Below are 17,613 nucleotides of genomic sequence, written 5' to 3'. Positions count from 1 at the left end.
CCGTACGACCCTCGCATCGGCGCGCCGGAGCGGCGGCCGAGCCCTAGGCTGAGGGGCATGGGACGCCCTCGCCGCATCGTGCTCCTCCGGCACGGCGAGTCCCAGGGAAACGCGGACGACACCATTTACGAGCGGGTGCCGGACCACGCCCTGGAACTCACCGCGACCGGACTCAGGCAGGCGACGGACGCGGGAGCACGGCTGCGGGAGCTGTTCGGGGACGAACGCGTCCAGGCGTTCGTCTCCCCGTACCGCCGTACCTGGCACACCTTCCGTGCGCTCGGGCTCGACCCCCGGCTGACCCAGGCCAAGGAGGAGCCGCGGCTGCGGGAGCAGGACTGGGGGAATTGGCAGGACGTCGAGGACATCCAGCGCCAGCGCAAGGCGCGTGACGCCTACGGGCACTTCTTCTACCGCTTCGCCATGGGGGAGAGCGGCGCGGATGTCTACGACCGGGTCGGCGCATTCCTGGAGACGCTGTACCGCGCCTTCGACAAGGAGGACTTCCCGCCGAACGTGCTGCTGGTCACCCACGGACTGACGATGCGGCTGTTCTGTATGCGCTGGTTCCACTGGACGGTGGAGGAGTTCGAGGCGCTGTCCAACCCCGACAACGCCGAGACCCGGTCACTGCTGATCGATCCCTCTGGCGGCTACACGCTGGACCGCCCCTTCGAAAGGTGGCGGACTCCCGGCCCACCCGGCGGCGGTTCATGGTGACGCCCGCCGGCGGCGGTGACATTGGGCACAAGGAGATTGACCGGGATCATCCGCGATGTCAGAGTTTCCGACGCCATGACCCCTCACACTACTGACACCGACCGGGCCGCACGCGCCCTCGCCAGCCTCCGCGGGCTGGCCGTGGGAGACGCCCTGGGCTCCCAGTTCTTCGTCCCCGCCAACTACCCGGCCCTCCAGGACGGCCAACTGCCGCCCGGCACTTGGGGGTGGACGGACGACACGGAGATGGCCTGCTCCATCCTGTCCGTCCTGGCCGAACACGGCCGGATCGACCAGGACGCCCTGGCACTCTCCTTCGCCGAGCACCACGATTTCGACCGGGGCTACGGCCCGGCCGTCAACCGGATGCTGCGGCTGATCCGCCAGGAAGGCGCCGACTGGCGGGAACTGGCCGCGGGCCTGTTCAACGGGCAGGGCTCGTGGGGGAACGGAGCAGCCATGCGGGTCGCACCGCTCGGCGCCTGGTACGCGGGCGACGCCGTCCAGGCCACCCACCAGGCGGAGATCTCCGCCTACACCACGCACCAGCACCGCGAAGCGGTCGTCGGGGCCATGGCGGTGGCCGCCGCGGCGGCCCTGGTGGCCGACCCCGCGGGCCCGGCCACGCCGTCCGACCTCCTCGGCGCCGTGCTCGACCTGGTCCCACGCAGCGCCGTGCACGCCGGTGTCCGGCGGGCCCGCGACATGCTCGACTACGCCGATGTGGCCACGGTGGCCGCCGTCCTGGGCTGCGGCAGGCGCACCAGCGCCCACGACACCGTGCCGTTCGCCCTGTGGGCCGCGGCCCGGCATCTCGACGACTACGAGCGGGCGTTCTGGACCACCGCGCGGGCCGGCGGCGACATCGACACGACCTGCGCGATCGTCGGCGGCATCGTCGCGTCCCGGCCCGCGGGCGCGCCGCCCGCCACCTGGGCCGAGCGCACCGAAGTCCTCCCGGACTGGGCGCTGTCCGACTGATCGACCGCCGTGGGACGGCGCGGCGGCGCGAGGTACGCTGAGAACGCCATGCCGTACGAACCACCCACCCACAGCGTCGAACGGTCCCTTCGCGCCACCCTCGGAGCGCGGACCGTCGCGGGCGTGGACGAAGTAGGCCGCGGTGCCTGGGCCGGACCCGTCACTGTGTGCGCCGCCGTCACCGGACTGCGCCGGGCCCCCGAGGGGCTCACGGACTCCAAGCTGATCACCCCCAAGCGCCGCGCGCGGCTGGCGGCCGTGCTCGGCGACTGGGTCACCTCGTACGCCCTCGGGCACGCATCGCCCGAGGAGATCGACGACTTGGGCATGACGGCGGCGCTCCGGCTGGCGGCCGTCCGCGCGTTGGAGGGCCTGCCCGAGCGGCCCGACGCGGTGATCCTCGACGGCAAGCACAATTACCTCGGCGGCACCTGGCGGGTCAGAACCGTGATCAAGGGCGACCAGTCCTGTGTCGCGGTGGCCGCCGCCTCCGTCATCGCCAAAGTCCAGCGGGACACGGCGATGGCCGAACTCGGCCCGGAATACGCGCCGTTCGCGTTCGCCGACAACGCCGGATATCCGTCTCCCGTTCACCGTGCGGCCCTGGAGGAGTTGGGCCCCACACCGCTGCACCGCATGTCCTGGTCCTATCTCGACGCGCTGCCGCGCTGGCAGCACCTCAAGAAGGTCCGGCAGCCGGTCGAGTCAGGGGAACAACTCGGTTTCGATTTCTGATTCACACGCCACCCCCCGCTGCGCATTCGTGCGGCATTTGATAGACATCAACTCATGCCTCTCATCCCCGAGGAGCCTCAGATTCACGAGAGCGTCCCGGGTCCCCGTACAGCTCCGGCCACCGGCCGCAGTGCGTCGACCCCCCGTCCTGTCCCCGGTCCGCCGCGGCCCGCAGCACCCCGCCCCGCGCCGCCGAGGGAAGCCACCGCAGGCGTCGGGCCCGGCCGTCATGGCCCCGCCCGTCCCGTCGGTACCCCTGGTCCCGCTGCTCCCACCGGCCCGGTGACCCCGGCCGCGGCAGCGACCCCTCCCTCCGTACCGCAGCAGCGGGCCGCGGAGCCCGTCGCCGCCCAGCTGCAGCTCATCCCGGCACCCGCCGACGGCGCCCTCGACGCCGCCGACGAGACGGTCGACCTGCTGCTGGACACCGGCCGCGCGCCCGGCGAGATCCTGGTCCTCACCACGGGTGAACAGCACCCGTGGGCAGTCCACGAACTCTCGTTCGGCGAGGCGTCCTACTGGGCGCAGCACGACGCGGCCGACGACGTCTTCTACGCCGACATCTCCGCCGAACGCGCCACCGGACGACCGGTGGTGGTCGTCGCGGTCAACGGCGGCAGCGACGACACCATGGCGCGGGCGCTCGCCGGGGCACTCGGCCGTGCGGGCGTGCTGCTGATCGTCTGCGGTGACCCGGCGCGGATCAACGCGCTGCTGGGCGCCAGCGCCTGAGGCTCAGCGCGCGATCGCGCGGCGCATCCCTTGCGTCGTCCCGCCGGGGACCTCGCGAGCCGCGCCGCGCGCCCGGGAGACGGCGTTCGGTGTGCGGCCGGCGCGATTCTCGCCGATCACACTCCAGCCGTCCGCGGTGAGGGTGACGTACGAGCCGGAGCGCAGCCCGTGGAGGGTGCAGGCGTCGCGCAGTCCCCACATCCAGGCGCCGTCCTCCTCGGTCCAGCCCGGAGCGCCCTCCCGGCAGACCATCAGCACCGCCGTCCGTACTGGTCTGCGCAGCCGCAGATCGTGCGGGAGCACCCGGCGCAGGTGGGACAGCAGGGAATTGCGCCGCTCCCAGCCGTCCACCACGCCGCTGCGGCCGGCGAAGGAGGCGCTGGCGCGTATCCGGCCGTCGGGGTCGTACACCGCTATCACGGCAGTGGACGGGGACGGCAGGTGCCGCGAGTGCAGGTCCTTGATCACATCGCGCGGATTGGCCAGCAGCGGAACGCCGATACCGATCCAGTCCGCCGGTTCGAGCGTGCGCGAGGCGAGGGAGTTTGCGGCGGAGGCCGTCTCCGGAACGAAGCCGATGGTCACGGTCCTCCTTTCACGGATGCACCCGTAGACCGGGCGCGGGCGCACGCCGGTCAGGTGGCTCGATGAGCCGATAGGGGATCCGGCATCAATTCTCGCTCCCGTATTGCCTTGCGGCAACGGGCAATTGACGTCGCCGACCGGTATGGACCTGTCCGCCGGATAGATCCTCTCCCGTTCGCCGCCCGGTCATGCACGCGCTGCCCGGATCAGCCCTGAACGGCCAGGACCAGCGGGAAGACCGCCGTCGCCCCGGCCCTGCGCAACTGCCGTGCCAGCACGGCCAGCGTCCAGCCGGTGTCCGAGAGGTCGTCGACCAGCAGTACGGGTCCCGGATTCGCCTGGAGAGCCGCGGCCAGCTCCTGCGGTACGACGAAGGCGTCATGGAGGGCGCGCACGCGTTGTGCGCTGTTACTGCGCGGTACACCGCCGGGGTCGCCGTCGTCGGCGTATTCCACCCTGCCCAGCAGCGGCATCCTGCCGACCTCGGCGATCCGGGAACTGAGCGAGTCGACCAGGACACGGTGACGGTGGGACGCGACGCCGACCACGCCCACCGGGCGCTGCGGTGCGTCGGGTGCGCCGCTGGCCCAACCGCCCGGTCCCTTCGCCCAGTCGGCGAGCACCTGGATCACCGCGTCCACGGCCTCCGGGGACACCGGCTGGTCCGCGGCGCCCTCGGCGAACAGCGGACGCAGCCGGTTGCCCCAGCCGATGTCGGACAGCCGGCCGAGGGCCCGGCCTGTCGCCGCCTGTTCCGTGGCGGGGATGCGCCCCTTGAGGGCGACGCCGATCGCTTCGAGGCCGGTCGGCCACATCTTGCGCGGCTCCAGCTCGACTCCGGGCCGTCCGAGCGCCGCGCGTGCCGCGTCCAGCGCGGCGGCCGAGACGTCCAGCGGGAAGCGTGCGCCCGCGCAGTTGTCGCAGCGACCGCAGGGCGCTGCCTGCTCGTCGTCCAACTGGCGGCGCAGGAACTCCATCCGGCAGGCGGTCGTGGTCGCGTAGTCACGCATCGCCTGCTGCTCCGACTCGCGCTGGCGCGCCACCCACGCGTAGCGGTCCGTGTCGTACGCCCACGGCCGGCCGGTCGCCGTCCATCCGCCGCGGACCCGGTGCACAGCGCCGTCGACGTCCAGCACCTTGAGCATGATCTCCAGGCGGGAGCGGCGCAGATCGACGCGGGCTTCCAGCGCGGGCACCGATACCGGCCGGTCGGCGGCGGCCAGTACCTCCAGCGTGCGGCGCACCTGTTCCTCGGGCGGGAAGGCCAGGGACGCGAAGTACCGCCAGATCGCCTCGTCCTCCCGGCCGGGCAGCAGCAGCACTTCGGCGTGGTCGACGCCGCGGCCCGCCCGGCCGACCTGCTGGTAGTAGGCGATCGGTGACGAGGGTGAGCCGACGTGGACGACGAAACCGAGATCGGGCTTGTCGAAACCCATGCCGAGCGCCGATGTCGCCACCAGGGCCTTGACCCGGTTGGCGAGCAGATCCGCCTCGGCGGCCTGCCGGTCGGCGTTCTCGGTCTTGCCCGAGTAGGAGGCGACGGTGAAGCCGCGCTGTCGCAGGAAAGCGGTGATCTCGTCGGCGGCCGCCACGGTGAGGGTGTAGATGATGCCGGAGCCCGGCAGCGTGTCGAGGTGGTCGGCGAGCCAGGCCAGCCGGTGGGCGGCGTCGGGCAGCCGCAGCACGCCGAGCGACAGGCTCTCGCGGTCCAGCGGCCCGCGCAGCACCAGCGCCCCGTCCTGGTCCGCTCCGGTGGCGCCGGTGCCGAGCTGTTCCGCGACATCGGCGGTCACCCGCGCGTTGGCGGTGGCGGTGGTCGCCAGGACGGGCACGCCGGACGGCAGATCGGCGAGCATCGTCCGCAGGCGCCGGTAGTCCGGGCGGAAGTCGTGGCCCCAGTCGGAGATGCAGTGCGCCTCGTCGACGACGAGCAGGCCGGTGGTGGCGGCCAGCTTGGGCAGCACCTGATCCCGGAAGTCCGGGTTGTTCAGCCGCTCGGGGCTGACGAGCAGCACGTCCACCTCGCCGGCCGCCACCTCCGCCTCGATCTCGCCCCACTCCTCGGTGTTGGACGAGTTGATCGTGCGCGCGCGGATACCCGCGCGTGCGGCGGCCTCCACCTGATTGCGCATCAGCGCGAGCAGCGGCGAGACGATCACCGTCGGACCGCTGCCGCGCTCGCGGAGCAGGGCCGTGGCCACGAAGTAGACGGCGGACTTCCCCCAGCCGGTGCGCTGGACGACCAGCGTTCTGCGGCCGTGCGCGACCAGCGCCTCGACGGCGAGCCACTGGTCCTCGCGCAGCCGGGCGGCGCCGGGCTCGGCCCCGACGAGTCGGCTCAGTACGGTGTCGGCCGCGGTACGCAGCGTGGTGGAGGTCTCGGTCATGTCCCCATGCAACCCGATCGCACCGACATCGCGCCAACTCCGGTCGGCGGCTTGTGGATAACTCCCGCGAAAGTTATCCACAGATTTTTGGGGGGTCTGGTGCGGTTCGCTCCGGTAGGGCATCGTCGATCTCATGACACAGAGCGACGAAGTTCAATACGAAGAGTCACCATTCGGGCCGATGGATCAGGTCACCCTGCGCAGCGCCACGGAATTGGCCGACGCGCTTCCGTACCTGATGGGCTACCAGCCGAGCGACAGCGCGGTCCTCGTGGCGCTGCACGGCGAGCACAGCCGGTTCGGGGGCCGCCTGCGCCTCGGTCTGCCGGAGGATCCCCGTGAGTGGCCGGCGATGGCCGACCAGTTGGCCGAGTGCCTGGTGAGAAACAGCATCCGGCGGCGCGGACGGCCGGACGCGATGGTGCTGTTCCTCAGCCGGGATCCGCGCGACGCGGAGCGCCCCTCCGACGTGATGGAGCGGCTCCGACCGCTCGCCCAGCACATCCGGATCGCCTGCGGGGCACTCGACGTGCCCGTCGTGGAGGCGCTGTGCGTCTCGGGCGGGCGGTGGTGGTCCTACTGCCGGCCCGCGGCAGCCGTCCCCGAACAGGGGAGCGCGCTCGCTCCGCCCGGCCGGTCGGTGATGGCGGCGGCCACCGCGTACGCGGGACTCCCGGCGCCCCGGCCGATGCTGGACATCGAAGCCCGGCTGAAGCCGCCGCAGCCGCGGAACCGGGAACATGAGATCGCGCTCGACGCGGCCTGCGCCGAACTGGTGCCGCGCATGCTCGACGGCGACACCTGCGAAAGGGTCAGGCAGCGCACGCTCGCCAAGGCCCGTGCGGCACTCGAACGCTTCCGCGCTGCGCCGCGCACCGACGATCCCGCGCGAGCCGACCGGCAGGACGACCGGCTGCTCGACGACCACGAAGCCGCGGCCATGATCCTCGGACTCCAGGACCGCACGACGCGCGACCGCGTGTCGGAATGGACGGCGCCCGAACAGGCCGACGCAGCACTGCGGTTGTGGCGGGCCCTGGCCCGACGCTGCGCCGGACCGTACGCCGACCACGCCGCCACCATGCTGGCCCTCGCGGGATGGGTCGCCTGGTCCTCGGGGGACGAGGCCGAGGCGCGGATCGCCCTCGGCCTCTCCCTGGACCTGGAACCCCATTGCGGCTACGCGCGCTTGCTGCACTACGCCGTCTGCGAGGGCCTTGACCCCGAGCTGCTGCGGAGCCGTCTGCGGCAGGACAGACGGGAGCGCGTGGTCGGCTCCGCTACAGCTCGCCGCGGACCAGCCGGATCAGCCGGTCGAGGACCCGGCCGCCACTCACCCGGAGGCCGTCGTGCTCGAACTCGTCGGTGACCCAGGTGCGCAGGCCACGCACCGCACGCGCGGTGGCCAGCGAGTGAGCGGTGTCGACGTACATGTCGTCGTGGTAGATCGCCGCGGCCACCGGGATGTCGTTGGCCGCGAGCCGCGCCGGGTCGTAGAGGTCGGGCCACTTCTCGCGCTGCGCGAGAAGCTCCGCTGTCTCGCGCAGTGGTGCGAGCGCCGGATCGGTCTCGAACATCCAGGGGTGGATGGTCTCCCCGGTGAAGAGCACCGGAGCGTCACCGGCCAGCGCGAGGTCGGCGTCGAACCGGGGGAATTCCCGGCGCACCGCCTCGGCGGCCCAGCCCGTGGCGCCGGCCGACACCGACCGCTGACCGTAGATCGACTCGTGCAGCACCGCGAAGAGCGGATGCCCCGCCAAGGACAGATGCTGTTCGGCCTCGGCCAGGAAGGAGTCCGCGAACACCGGACCGGTAGGGCCCGTCACAAAGGCACCCTCCACCAGGTAGTGGAGGGTGTGCGAGCCGGTACCGGACCCCAGCATCAGGCCGAGCGACTGGAAGGCTTCGGGCGTCAGCAGGCCGCCGCCCGGCAGCCGGGCGGGCGCGTCGCGAAGGCGGCGCACGATGGTGCGCACCGCCTCGACGTCGTCGGGGTAGCGCGCGTAATGACCGGCGTTCTTCCGCTCGATCCGGGGATAGGCGGCGCGGTAGACGTCCTGCGCGGTCACGTCCAGACCCGGCAGACCGCCGGTGATGAACACCTCACGCAGCCCCTCCGGGGCGGTCGAGAGGTAGGCGACCGAGCAGAAGCCGCCGAAACTCTGGCCCAGCACGCTCCAGCGCCCGTCCTCGCCCAGGAGCCGGCGCCGGATGAACTCGCAGTCCCGGACGATCGAGTCGGCCCGGAAGTGCGCCAGGTACTCCGCCTGGGCGGCGGCATCGCCGCGGATGGGCAGCGTCTGACGGGTGGCGGGCGTCGACCGGCCGGTGCCGCGCTGGTCGAGGAGCAGCACCCGGAAGTCGTCCAGCGCGCGCGGCAGCCAGCCGTCCCTGCCCAGCGGACGCGGCGACCCGGACCCGGGCCCGCCCTGCAGATAGACCAGCCAGGGCAACGGGTCACGCTCACGCCCGGCCGCCACGACCTCCCGGGCGTAAATCTCGATCCGCTCCCCGTCGGGGACCGCGTGGTCGAGGGGTACGGCGAACGTGTGGTCGGTGAGGACGGTGCCGGGCTGGCGGAGGACGGTCATGGACTCTCTTTCCGGAGGTACGGGTCGCGCGGGGAATCGGGGCTCCCGTCCAGGAACGGTAGACGTGCCGTGACCTGCGTGCTCGGCGGGGCGTTCACCCGACGTGCAGCGCTCTCCCGCAAGACGCATCCCGTACGCCCGGCCGCCGGTCCCGGCCACCGCCCGGGTCGACCGCGCCCCGGTGTCCGGGGGAGCGGACCGGTGAGCACATCCGTGAGCGCGCCGACCGCGGGCCGGCAGCGGCGGGCGGCGCCCGGCCCGGTGCCGGTGCACGACGCGGTGATCTGTGTGGCCGCTCCCGCGCTCGCGGTGTCCGCGCCGCACGGGCAGTTGCGCGCCGAGGGACTGGACGGTTTCTACCGCGACGGCAGGCGGCTGTTGAGCCGGTGCGAGCTGAGAGTCGCCGGAGCCGAACCGGTGACCGTGCAGGCCAGGACGCTCGACGCGGGTCGGGCACGCTTCACGGCCGTCGTGCGCACGCCGGGTGACCGGGGCCCCGATCCGGCCGTCACGGTGGAGCGGATCAGATCGGCGGACGGCGGCGAGCGGATCACCTTCGCCAACGCGGGCCCGGTCGGGCTGCGGTTGCCGGTGGAGATCGGGTTCGGCACGGATCTCGCGCCGCTGTCGGCGGTGGCCGCGGGACAGCCAGGTCCCGAAGTGCCGTGCGCGGTAAGCGGCTCCGGCCTGCGCTGGGCGAACGGAGACGACACGGCGCGGGTCGCCGCGACGCCGGCGCCGGACGTGGCACTGGCCTCGTCGGGTGTGCTCGGCTGGGAGCTCGAACTGCCGCCGGGCGCGGCACGGACGATCGAACTGCGGGTGGAACCCGCGCCGGCACCCACGACGGCCGACGGCGCCCGGACACCGACCGGTGACCGCCCGCCGCCGATGTGGGCGCAGGCACGGCTGGAGAGCGACGACCCGCGGGCCGGGCCGCTGCTCGACGCGTCGCTCGGCGACCTCCAGGCGTTGCTGCTGCGGGCACCCGACCATCCCGGCGACAGCTATGTGGCGGCCGGGGCTCCCTGGCGGATCGGACTCGCGCCCGCGGACGCGCTGTGGGCGGCACGGATGGCGCTGCCGTTCGGTACGCGACTGGCGGCGGGCACCCTACGCACGCTCGCCCGGGTGCAGGATCCGGCGACGGGCCGGGTGCCCGGGGTACCCCGGCACTCTGGGCCGCATCTGCCGCCGCTGTGCTCGGGAGTGGAGGCCACGCTGCTGTTCGTGACCGTGCTCGCGGAGGCCCATCGGTGGGGTCTGCCGGACCGTGAGGTGGAGCCGCTGCTGCCGGCCGCGGAACGCTGCCTGGGGTGGCTGCGCGCGGCGACGACGGACGCGGGTCTCGTCACGGATCCCACGGCGGACGGTTGGCTCAGGTCCGAGGTGCAGGCGTACGCGCACCGGGCCGCGCTCCAGGGGGCGCTGCTGCTCGACGCGTTCGGACGGACCGGCGCGGACGGCTGGCGGACGCACGCGTCGGCGCTGCGCGCGGGCTTTCGGCGGAGCCTGTGGGCCGATGACGCGGGCGGCGGGCGGCCGTTGTCGGCCCGTGCGGCGGACGGCCGGCCGGTGCCCGTGCTGACGTCGTCGCTGGCGCACCTGCTCGACACGGGCCTGCTCGACGGGGGCGCGCTCGCTCCCGGACTGCTGGACAAGGGACAGACGGAACAACTCGGCAGGCTGTTCGCCGCACCCGACCTGGACTCCGGCTGGGGTCTGCGGACGATGTCGGGGAAAATCCCCGGCTTCAGCCCGTTCGGGCACCGGAGCGGCGCGGTGCGCGTCCACGAGACCGCGCTGGCCGTGTCGGGCCTCGCGGCGGCGGGACTGGGGAAGGAGGCGTCCGCGCTCGTGGGCGGGGTGCTGGACGCGGCGGCCGGATTCGGGCTGCGGCTGCCGGAGATGTACGGCGGCGAGCGGCGCTCGCCGGGAGCCGCGCCCTGTCCGCATCCCACGGCGTGCCGCCCCGCGGCGGTCGCGGCGGCCGGTGCCGTCCATCTGTTGATGGCACTCGTGGGCGTGCGTCCGGACGCGCCGGGCGGGACGGTGGCGGTACGGCCGGTCGGCACCGCACCGCTCGGAGCGCTCCGGCTGTCGGGACTGCGCGTCGCGGAGCAGCCGTTCTCCGTTCGGGTCAGCCGGATGGGAATGGCCATGATCGAGGAGGCGGCGCCGGGACTGCGGCTCGGCAGCTGACCACGGGAAGGGAAAGGGACCGGAAAACCTATCGATCCGATAGGGATCAAGCTTCAGATCCGGCTGATTATCGTCAGGCAGACGACTATGATCGCGCCATGTCGCCCTACGACCCGTCGGCCTTCCCGCCCTTTGCCGTCACCGTCGATCTGGTCGTACTCACCGTGCGACATCATGAGCTGTGCGCGCTGTCGGTACGGCGGGGAGAACCGCCGTTCCAGGGGCGGTGGGCGCTGCCCGGGGGATTCGTCCGGGAGGACGAGGACCTGTCGCAGGCCGCCGCGCGGGAACTGGCGGAGGAGACCGGGCTGCGGGCGCAGAACGGTGCCCATCTGGAGCAGCTCGCCACCTACGGGGACCCGCAGCGTGATCCGCGGATGCGGGTGGTCAGCGTCGCTCATCTGGTGCTGGCCCCCGACCTTCCGGCGCCACGGGCCGGCGGTGACGCCCGCAGTGCGCGCTGGGCGCCGGTCGGCTCGCTGGTGGCCGAGGGCGGCCAGGAACACACGGGGGAGACGGCGCCGCTGGCCTTCGACCACGACCGCATCCTCGCGGACGGGGTGGAGCGGGCCCGGTCCAAGATCGAGTACTCCTCGCTGGCCACCGCCTTCTGCCCGCCCGAGTTCACCGTGGGGGAGCTGCGGCGGGTCTACGAGGCGGTGTGGGGCGTGGCGCTGGACCCGCGCAATTTCCACCGGAAGGTGACCGGCACGGTCGGCTTCCTCGTGCCGACCGGGGGGACGACGACCCGTCAGGGCGGCCGTCCCGCACAGTTGTTCAGGGCGGGCGGGGCCACTCTGCTCAATCCGCCGATGCTGCGGCCCGAGGTCTAGCTCTTTCGGCAAATCGCCCATATGCGGAGCTATGGTTCAAGGGTGATCCAGGCCATCGGGTTGACCAGCATGCCCCGCCGCAACGCCCCGCCCGCCGTCGCCGACCTCACGTTCGACATCCGGCCGGGCGAGGTCACCGGCCTGCTCGGTCCCGCCGGTTCCGGCAAGTCCACCGCGCTGCGGCTGCTGCTCGGCCTGGAACCGGGACGCGGCGCCACGCTTGTGGACGGCCGCCCGCTGCGCGACCTGACCCACCCCGCCCGCGCGGTCGGCGCCCTGCTGGGCGATGTACCGGGACACCCCGGGCGCACCGCCCGCGGCCATCTCCGTATGCTCTGCGCCGCCTTCGGCCTGCCGGCGACCCGCGCCGACGAAGTCCTTGATGAGGTCGGCCTGGCGGAGGTCGCCGACCAGCGGCTCGGCACGTACGCGCTCGGCATGGACCGGCGGCTCGGTTTCGCCGCCGCGCTGCTCGCCGGGCCCCGAGCGCTGATCCTGGACGACCCGGTACGCGACCTCCCCGCCCGCGAGGCCGCCTGGGTGCACGCGCTGGTGCGGCGGCACGCCGCCGGCGGCGGTGCCGTCCTGCTCACCGGCCGCGATTCCAAGGCGCTGGCCCGCACCGCCGACCATGTCATCGTCCTGGACAAGGGCCGCCTCGTCGCGGACCAGTCGTCCGCGCACTTCGCCCGCACCCGGATGCGCCCCTTCGTCGCCGTCCGCTCGCCCTACGCGCAGCGGCTGGGCGCGCTCCTGGCCGACAGCGGCGCCGAGGTGATCGCCGCGACCGGCAGTCGTATCGCCGTCTACGGCACCAACTCGGCCGCCGTGGGCGAGACCGCCTACCGCCACGGCATCCTGCTGCACCACCTCGCCGAGGAACGCGGCGACGGATCCGCCCCGGACGACCGGGACCCCAGGACCGGCGCTCGCGTCGAAACCACCGGCACAACCGGTACGGGCACCGACGCCGACGCCGGCCGCGTACCGCCGACGCCCGCCGCCCCGCGCCGGCACCCCGTACGGCAGCACGGCCCGGTCCATCCTCTGCGGTACGAACTGCGGCGGGCGTTCGGGGTGCTCACGCCGTGGCCGGTGGCCGGCGCGGCCCTGATCGGCTCGGTGGTCAGCACCGTACTGATGGCACGCGCCGGCACCGGATCCACACCGCCGCTGCGGCTGATCTCCGGATGGGCCGCCCGGATCCCGCTGCCGGCCGCCGCCGTGGGCGCCGGGGCGCTGGGCGCGCTCGCCTACGGCCAGGAGTTCCGCTACCCCGCCCTGGCACCCGGATACGGACCGGAACCACGCGTGCTGCGCCTGCTCGGCGCCAAGCTCGCCGTGAGCGGGGTCTGCGCGCTGCTGCTCGCCACGGTCGCCGCCGTCGCCGACACCGTGGCGCTGCGCCTGACCCTCGGCCCCGGACACGCGCCCGACCTCGCGGCACTGCCCGCCGCACTCGCCGGCTGGGCGGCGATCGCCGTCGGCTGCGCCTGGGCGGGACTGCTCGCCGCCGGCGTGTTCCGTACCACCGCGCTCGGCGTCGCCGCCGTCCTCGCGGTACCGCTGCTCGTCGCACCGGCCGTGCGGGGCCTGTTCGGTGGGCCGGTGGCGCGACAACTCGTGGACGCGGGCGGAGCGTTGTGGTCGGTGCTCACCGGTGTCTCGCAGGGCGGCGGCGGAGCGGCCAGGGACGTGCTGCGTTTCGCCGCACAACCGGTCGTGTCCGCGCTGGTGTTGTCACTGGGGGTGCTGATCTGCGCCTATGTCGCAGCCGCGTTGCGCGGCCGACGGCGCCGGCCCCGCCCAACTGCCGCCCGAGTCGGCCGAAGTGGGCCACTCACCAGCAAAAAGGGATGATTCATCGCCATAAGACGTCAATTATGAGGTGATGAGCGCTCACCCTTTCGTGTGCTTTTCAGCAAAGCCCTCAAGGCCCGCATCGGCATCGCCGACAAAGGATGCGTGAGTACCCTTGCGCACACAATGATGACCGCGGCTCGTTCTGCCGACTCCGCAATCGCCGGCTCGGGCGAGCTGGACCGCTACTCGTACGCCGAAGCCCCCGGCACCGACCGACCAGGACTGCCGTCCTGGGAAGGCGTGGAGCCGGACATGGGCCGGATGGGCCGCCGGGCCGGCGGCAGCCGCGGCCGGGGACTGCACGGACAACTCGTCCAGCAGCTCGGTCAGATGATCGTCTCCGGCGATCTGGGCGCCGACCGCCCGCTGGTCCCCGAGGAGATCGGCCAGCGCTTCGAGGTCTCCCGCACCGTCGTGCGCGAGTCCCTGCGGGTGCTGGAGGCCAAGGGCCTCGTCAGCGCCCGGCCCAACGTCGGTACCCGGGTCCGGCCGGTGAGCGACTGGAATCTGCTCGACCCCGACATCATCGAATGGCGCGCCTTCGGGCCGCAGCGCGACGACCAGCGCCGCGAACTGCTCGAACTGCGCTGGACGATCGAACCGCTTGCCGCCCGGCTCGCCGCCGGCCACGGCCGTGAGGACGTGCAGCAGCGCCTCGCCGACATGGCGGAGATCATGGCGCACGCCGCCGCCCAGGGCGACGCGCTGACCTTCTCCCGCGCCGACGCCGAATTCCACGCCCTGCTGCTCCAGGTCGCGGGCAATCGGATGCTGGAGCACCTGTCCGGGATCGTCTCGTCCGCGCTGCACGTCTCCGGCGGTCCGGCCACCGGCTGCGACCGGCCCGGCGACACGTCGGTCGGCCTGCACCAGCGGATCGTCGAGGCGCTCGCCGAGAGCGACGGCGTCACGGCCGAGGCCGCGATGCGCCAGCTCCTCACGGTCCAGCCCGAGCAGCCCGAGTCGGCTCCCGCCGACCACGTCGTCCCCGGTCCGCGCGAGCAGCACTGACCGCCCCGCCGTCCGCCGCGGGCCCCGGAATCCCGGGGTCGGCGGCGGTTCCATGTGAGCGCCGGCGCAAGCGTGACAGCCGCCGTCGCACCCCCCGCGCGGCAAGTGTCCGGATTTAATGCCTATCTGCACGATTTAGGGTGTGACTCGGGCCACGTAAGCTGGGCGTAACGCTTGGCGAGGCAGCGCGATGACTTAAGAGGTGGCCACGGCACGAGGAATATTCGGCGTCGATTCTGACGCTGAGTGCCTGTGCGGTTCCACCGAGTCGTTCCCATCGTTCCGAGAGGTTGTTCGTGTCGGCCAGCACATCCCGTACGCTCCCGTCCGAGATCGCCGAGTCCGAGTCTCTGATGGCGCTCATCGAGCAGGGTAAGGCCCAGGGGCAGATCGCCGGCGACGATGTGCGTCGGGCGTTCGAAGCGGACCAGATTCCGGCAACCCAGTGGAAGAACGTTCTGCGCAGCCTCAACCAGGTCCTCGACGAGGAGGGTGTGACGCTGATGGTGACTTCCGCTGAGGCGCCCAAGCGCACCCGTAAGAGCGTCGCAGCCAAGAGCCCGGCGAAGCGTACTGCCACCAAGACGGTCGCCACCAAGGCGGCCCCTGCCAAGAAGACCGTTGCGCCCAAGGCCGCCGCCCCGCAGGCGGAGGTCGAGGCCGAGACCACGGTGGAGCCATCGGTGGAGGCGGAGACCCCAGTAAAGAAGGCGCCGGCGAAGAAGGCCGCCGTCAAGAAGACCGCGGCCAAGAAGGCCCCGGTCAAGAAGGTGGCGGCCAAGAAGTCGGCCACCGGCGAGGACGAGGCCGTCGAGGCGGAGGAGACGGTCGAGGAGGCCGCCGCCGGCAAGGGCGGCGAGGAGGAGGGCGAGAAGTCGGAGTCCGAGAGCTTCGTGCTCTCCGACGACGACGAGGACGACGCGCCTGCCCAGCAGGTCGCCGTCGCCGGTGCCACCGCCGACCCGGTCAAGGACTACCTCAAGCAGATCGGCAAGGTCCCGCTGCTCAACGCCGAGCAGGAGGTCGAGCTCGCCAAGCGCATCGAGGCCGGTCTGTTCGCCGAGGACAAGCTGGCCGCCGCCGACAAGCTCGCCCCCAAGCTCAAGCGCGAGCTGGAGATCATCGCCGAGGACGGCCGCTGGGCCAAGAACCACCTGCTGGAGGCCAACCTCCGCCTCGTGGTCTCGCTCGCCAAGCGCTACACCGGCCGCGGCATGCTCTTCCTGGACCTGATCCAGGAGGGCAACCTCGGTCTGATCCGCGCGGTCGAGAAGTTCGACTACACCAAGGGCTTCAAGTTCTCCACCTACGCCACCTGGTGGATCCGGCAGGCGATCACCCGCGCCATGGCCGACCAGGCCCGCACCATCCGTATCCCGGTGCACATGGTCGAGGTCATCAACAAGCTGGCCCGTGTGCAGCGCCAGATGCTCCAGGACCTGGGCCGCGAGCCCACCCCGGAGGAGCTGGCCAAGGAACTCGACATGACCCCCGAGAAGGTCATCGAGGTCCAGAAGTACGGTCGCGAGCCGATCTCCCTGCACACCCCGCTGGGCGAGGACGGCGACAGCGAGTTCGGTGACCTCATCGAGGACTCCGAGGCGGTCGTCCCGGCCGACGCGGTCAGCTTCACGCTGTTGCAGGAACAGCTCCACTCGGTGCTCGACACCCTCTCCGAGCGGGAGGCGGGCGTGGTCTCCATGCGCTTCGGCCTCACCGACGGGCAGCCGAAGACGCTGGACGAGATCGGCAAGGTCTACGGCGTCACGCGCGAGCGGATCCGGCAGATCGAGTCCAAGACGATGTCCAAGCTGCGCCACCCGTCGCGGTCGCAGGTCCTGCGGGACTACCTCGACTAAGCGGATTCTCGACTGAACGGATTTTCGCGGCGTCGCCGGTGCGGATGAGTTCGCCCGGACATGGCGCCATTGCGGATGCGGCCTCCGGCCCCATCGATCACTCTGGGTGTCCAGAGTGATCCACAGGGTCAGGAGGCCGTATGCGTTTCCCCTTCCGTGCCGTCACAGGTCGCCGTCGTGCCGTCACAGGCCGCCGTCGTGCCGCCGCCGGGCGCCGTCGCACCGTGCTCGGCCGACGGGCCAGGGTCGGTTCCCTGGCCGCGGCCCTGCTGCCCGCGCTGCTGCCGGCCGTCGCGGTGCCGCTGGTCGCCCCCGCGACGCCGGCGGCCGCCAATGGCGTCGTGGTCGGCGGCAGCCCGACCAGCACGGACCGTGCGCCCTGGGTCGTGGCGCTGGCCAGCCGTAAACGCTTCGGGTCGGGCAGATCCGGCCAATTCTGCGGCGCGGTGGCGGTGGCGCCCCGCACCGTGATCACCGCCGCGCACTGCTTCGGCCGGGAAGCGCTCGGCGTCGGGGACTGGCGGCAGCTGCCTGATCTGCGTGTCATCGCCGGGCGCACCGACCTCAGCGGCAGCGCGGGGCAGGAGCTGAAGCTGTCCCAGGTGTGGGCCAACCCGTCCTTCGATCCGGACACGAACGCCGGCGACATCGCTGTGATCACCCTGGCGTCCGCGTTGCCGAAGGAGGCCACCATCGCGATGGCGGACGCGTCCGACACGGACGACTACCGGGCCGGTACGCAGGCGCATGTGTACGGCTGGGGCGATACGACCGGCCGCGGCACGTACTCGGACACGCTGCGTACGGCGACGGTCACGGTCTTCTCGGACACGGCGTGCGCGCAGGCGTATCCGGGGAGTTTCGACGGCACCTATGTGCGCGCGTCGATGATGTGCGCGGGCGCCAAGGGGGGTGGCAAGGACGCCTGTCAGGGCGACAGCGGCGGTCCGTTGGTCGTGGCGGACCGGGTGATCGGTCTGGTGTCCTGGGGCAGCGGCTGCGCCGAGGCGGCGTACCCGGGCGTTTACACGCGTGTGTCGGCCGTGGCGTCACTGGTGGCCGCGCACAGCTGATTACGGGGACTCGTGGGCCCTGGAGCCCGTACGGGGCCGGG

At 72.5% G+C, this 17,613-nt stretch carries 14 protein-coding genes; 11 read left to right on the top strand and 3 right to left on the bottom strand.

The features are described 5' to 3' along the window. Positions 1 to 57 precede the first annotated feature (57 nt). The 4 genes from BM076_RS12900 (at position 58) to BM076_RS12885 (ending at position 3,168) form a co-directional block, all read left to right on the top strand. Positions 58 to 720, top strand: a complete 663-nt coding sequence (locus BM076_RS12900; protein ID WP_093713601.1) for a histidine phosphatase family protein — start codon at positions 58 to 60, stop codon at positions 718 to 720. 75 nt (positions 721 to 795) lie between these two features. Further along, positions 796 to 1,701 carry an ADP-ribosylglycohydrolase family protein gene (locus tag BM076_RS12895; RefSeq protein ID WP_093713680.1) on the top strand — a complete coding sequence of 302 codons (906 nt, stop codon included), beginning with the start codon at positions 796 to 798 and terminating at the stop codon, positions 1,699 to 1,701. Positions 1,702 to 1,749: 48 nt separating this feature from the next. Then, the gene (locus tag BM076_RS12890) at positions 1,750 to 2,436 is read left to right on the top strand and encodes a ribonuclease HII (protein ID WP_093713600.1); all 687 of its coding nucleotides are present in this window, start codon (positions 1,750 to 1,752) and stop codon (positions 2,434 to 2,436) included. A 54-nt stretch (positions 2,437 to 2,490) separates the two neighbouring features. Further along, on the top strand, positions 2,491 to 3,168 hold the full coding sequence (locus BM076_RS12885; RefSeq protein WP_093713599.1) for a hypothetical protein: 678 nt from the start codon (positions 2,491 to 2,493) through the stop codon (positions 3,166 to 3,168). Between the two features lie 3 nt (positions 3,169 to 3,171). Here BM076_RS12885 and BM076_RS12880 read toward each other — a convergent pair whose 3' ends face one another. Together BM076_RS12880 and BM076_RS12875 are read right to left on the bottom strand one after the other, a co-directional pair. Then, positions 3,172 to 3,753 carry a hypothetical protein gene (locus tag BM076_RS12880; protein WP_093713598.1) on the bottom strand — a complete coding sequence of 194 codons (582 nt, stop codon included), beginning with the start codon at positions 3,751 to 3,753 and terminating at the stop codon, positions 3,172 to 3,174. 206 nt (positions 3,754 to 3,959) lie between these two features. Next, positions 3,960 to 6,140, bottom strand: a complete 2,181-nt coding sequence (locus tag BM076_RS12875) for a RecQ family ATP-dependent DNA helicase (RefSeq protein WP_093713597.1) — start codon at positions 6,138 to 6,140, stop codon at positions 3,960 to 3,962. Between the two features lie 181 nt (positions 6,141 to 6,321). Here BM076_RS12875 and BM076_RS12870 point away from each other — a divergent pair, with 181 nt between their 5' ends. Continuing rightward, a complete protein-coding gene (locus BM076_RS12870; RefSeq protein ID WP_245796017.1) occupies positions 6,322 to 7,509 on the top strand; it encodes a DUF4192 domain-containing protein in 1,188 nt (395 codons plus the stop codon). On the opposite strand, the gene BM076_RS12865 is transcribed toward BM076_RS12870, so the two are convergent. Then, the gene (locus tag BM076_RS12865; protein WP_093713595.1) at positions 7,421 to 8,731 is read right to left on the bottom strand and encodes an alpha/beta fold hydrolase; all 1,311 of its coding nucleotides are present in this window, start codon (positions 8,729 to 8,731) and stop codon (positions 7,421 to 7,423) included. The genes BM076_RS12870 and BM076_RS12865 overlap by 89 nt on opposite strands. 201 nt (positions 8,732 to 8,932) lie before the next feature. Here BM076_RS12865 and BM076_RS12860 point away from each other — a divergent pair, with 201 nt between their 5' ends. The 6 genes from BM076_RS12860 to BM076_RS12835 all read left to right on the top strand — a co-directional run bounded on the left by BM076_RS12860 (position 8,933) and on the right by BM076_RS12835 (position 17,572). Then, a complete protein-coding gene (locus tag BM076_RS12860) occupies positions 8,933 to 10,933 on the top strand; it encodes a glycogen debranching N-terminal domain-containing protein (RefSeq protein WP_245796016.1) in 2,001 nt (666 codons plus the stop codon). A 98-nt stretch (positions 10,934 to 11,031) separates the two neighbouring features. Continuing rightward, positions 11,032 to 11,766, top strand: coding sequence for an NUDIX hydrolase (locus BM076_RS12855; RefSeq protein ID WP_093713594.1), 735 nt, complete (start codon positions 11,032 to 11,034; stop codon positions 11,764 to 11,766). Between the two features lie 42 nt (positions 11,767 to 11,808). Further along, positions 11,809 to 13,626, top strand: a complete 1,818-nt coding sequence (locus BM076_RS12850) for an ATP-binding cassette domain-containing protein (RefSeq protein ID WP_093713593.1) — start codon at positions 11,809 to 11,811, stop codon at positions 13,624 to 13,626. Between the two features lie 51 nt (positions 13,627 to 13,677). Further along, a complete protein-coding gene (locus BM076_RS12845) occupies positions 13,678 to 14,640 on the top strand; it encodes a FadR/GntR family transcriptional regulator (RefSeq protein ID WP_407640648.1) in 963 nt (320 codons plus the stop codon). A 296-nt stretch (positions 14,641 to 14,936) separates the two neighbouring features. Continuing rightward, positions 14,937 to 16,499 carry an RNA polymerase sigma factor gene (locus BM076_RS12840; protein ID WP_093713677.1) on the top strand — a complete coding sequence of 521 codons (1,563 nt, stop codon included), beginning with the start codon at positions 14,937 to 14,939 and terminating at the stop codon, positions 16,497 to 16,499. Between the two features lie 224 nt (positions 16,500 to 16,723). Then, the gene (locus BM076_RS12835; protein ID WP_366567472.1) at positions 16,724 to 17,572 is read left to right on the top strand and encodes a S1 family serine peptidase; all 849 of its coding nucleotides are present in this window, start codon (positions 16,724 to 16,726) and stop codon (positions 17,570 to 17,572) included. Positions 17,573 to 17,613 lie beyond the last annotated feature (41 nt).

The sequence above is a fragment of the Actinacidiphila alni genome, from assembly GCF_900112845.1.
Classification (GTDB): Bacteria; Actinomycetota; Actinomycetes; order Streptomycetales; family Streptomycetaceae; genus Actinacidiphila; species Actinacidiphila alni.
The sequence above is the reverse complement of the archived record's forward strand: the minus strand, read 5'-3'. Positions and strand labels throughout refer to the sequence as shown.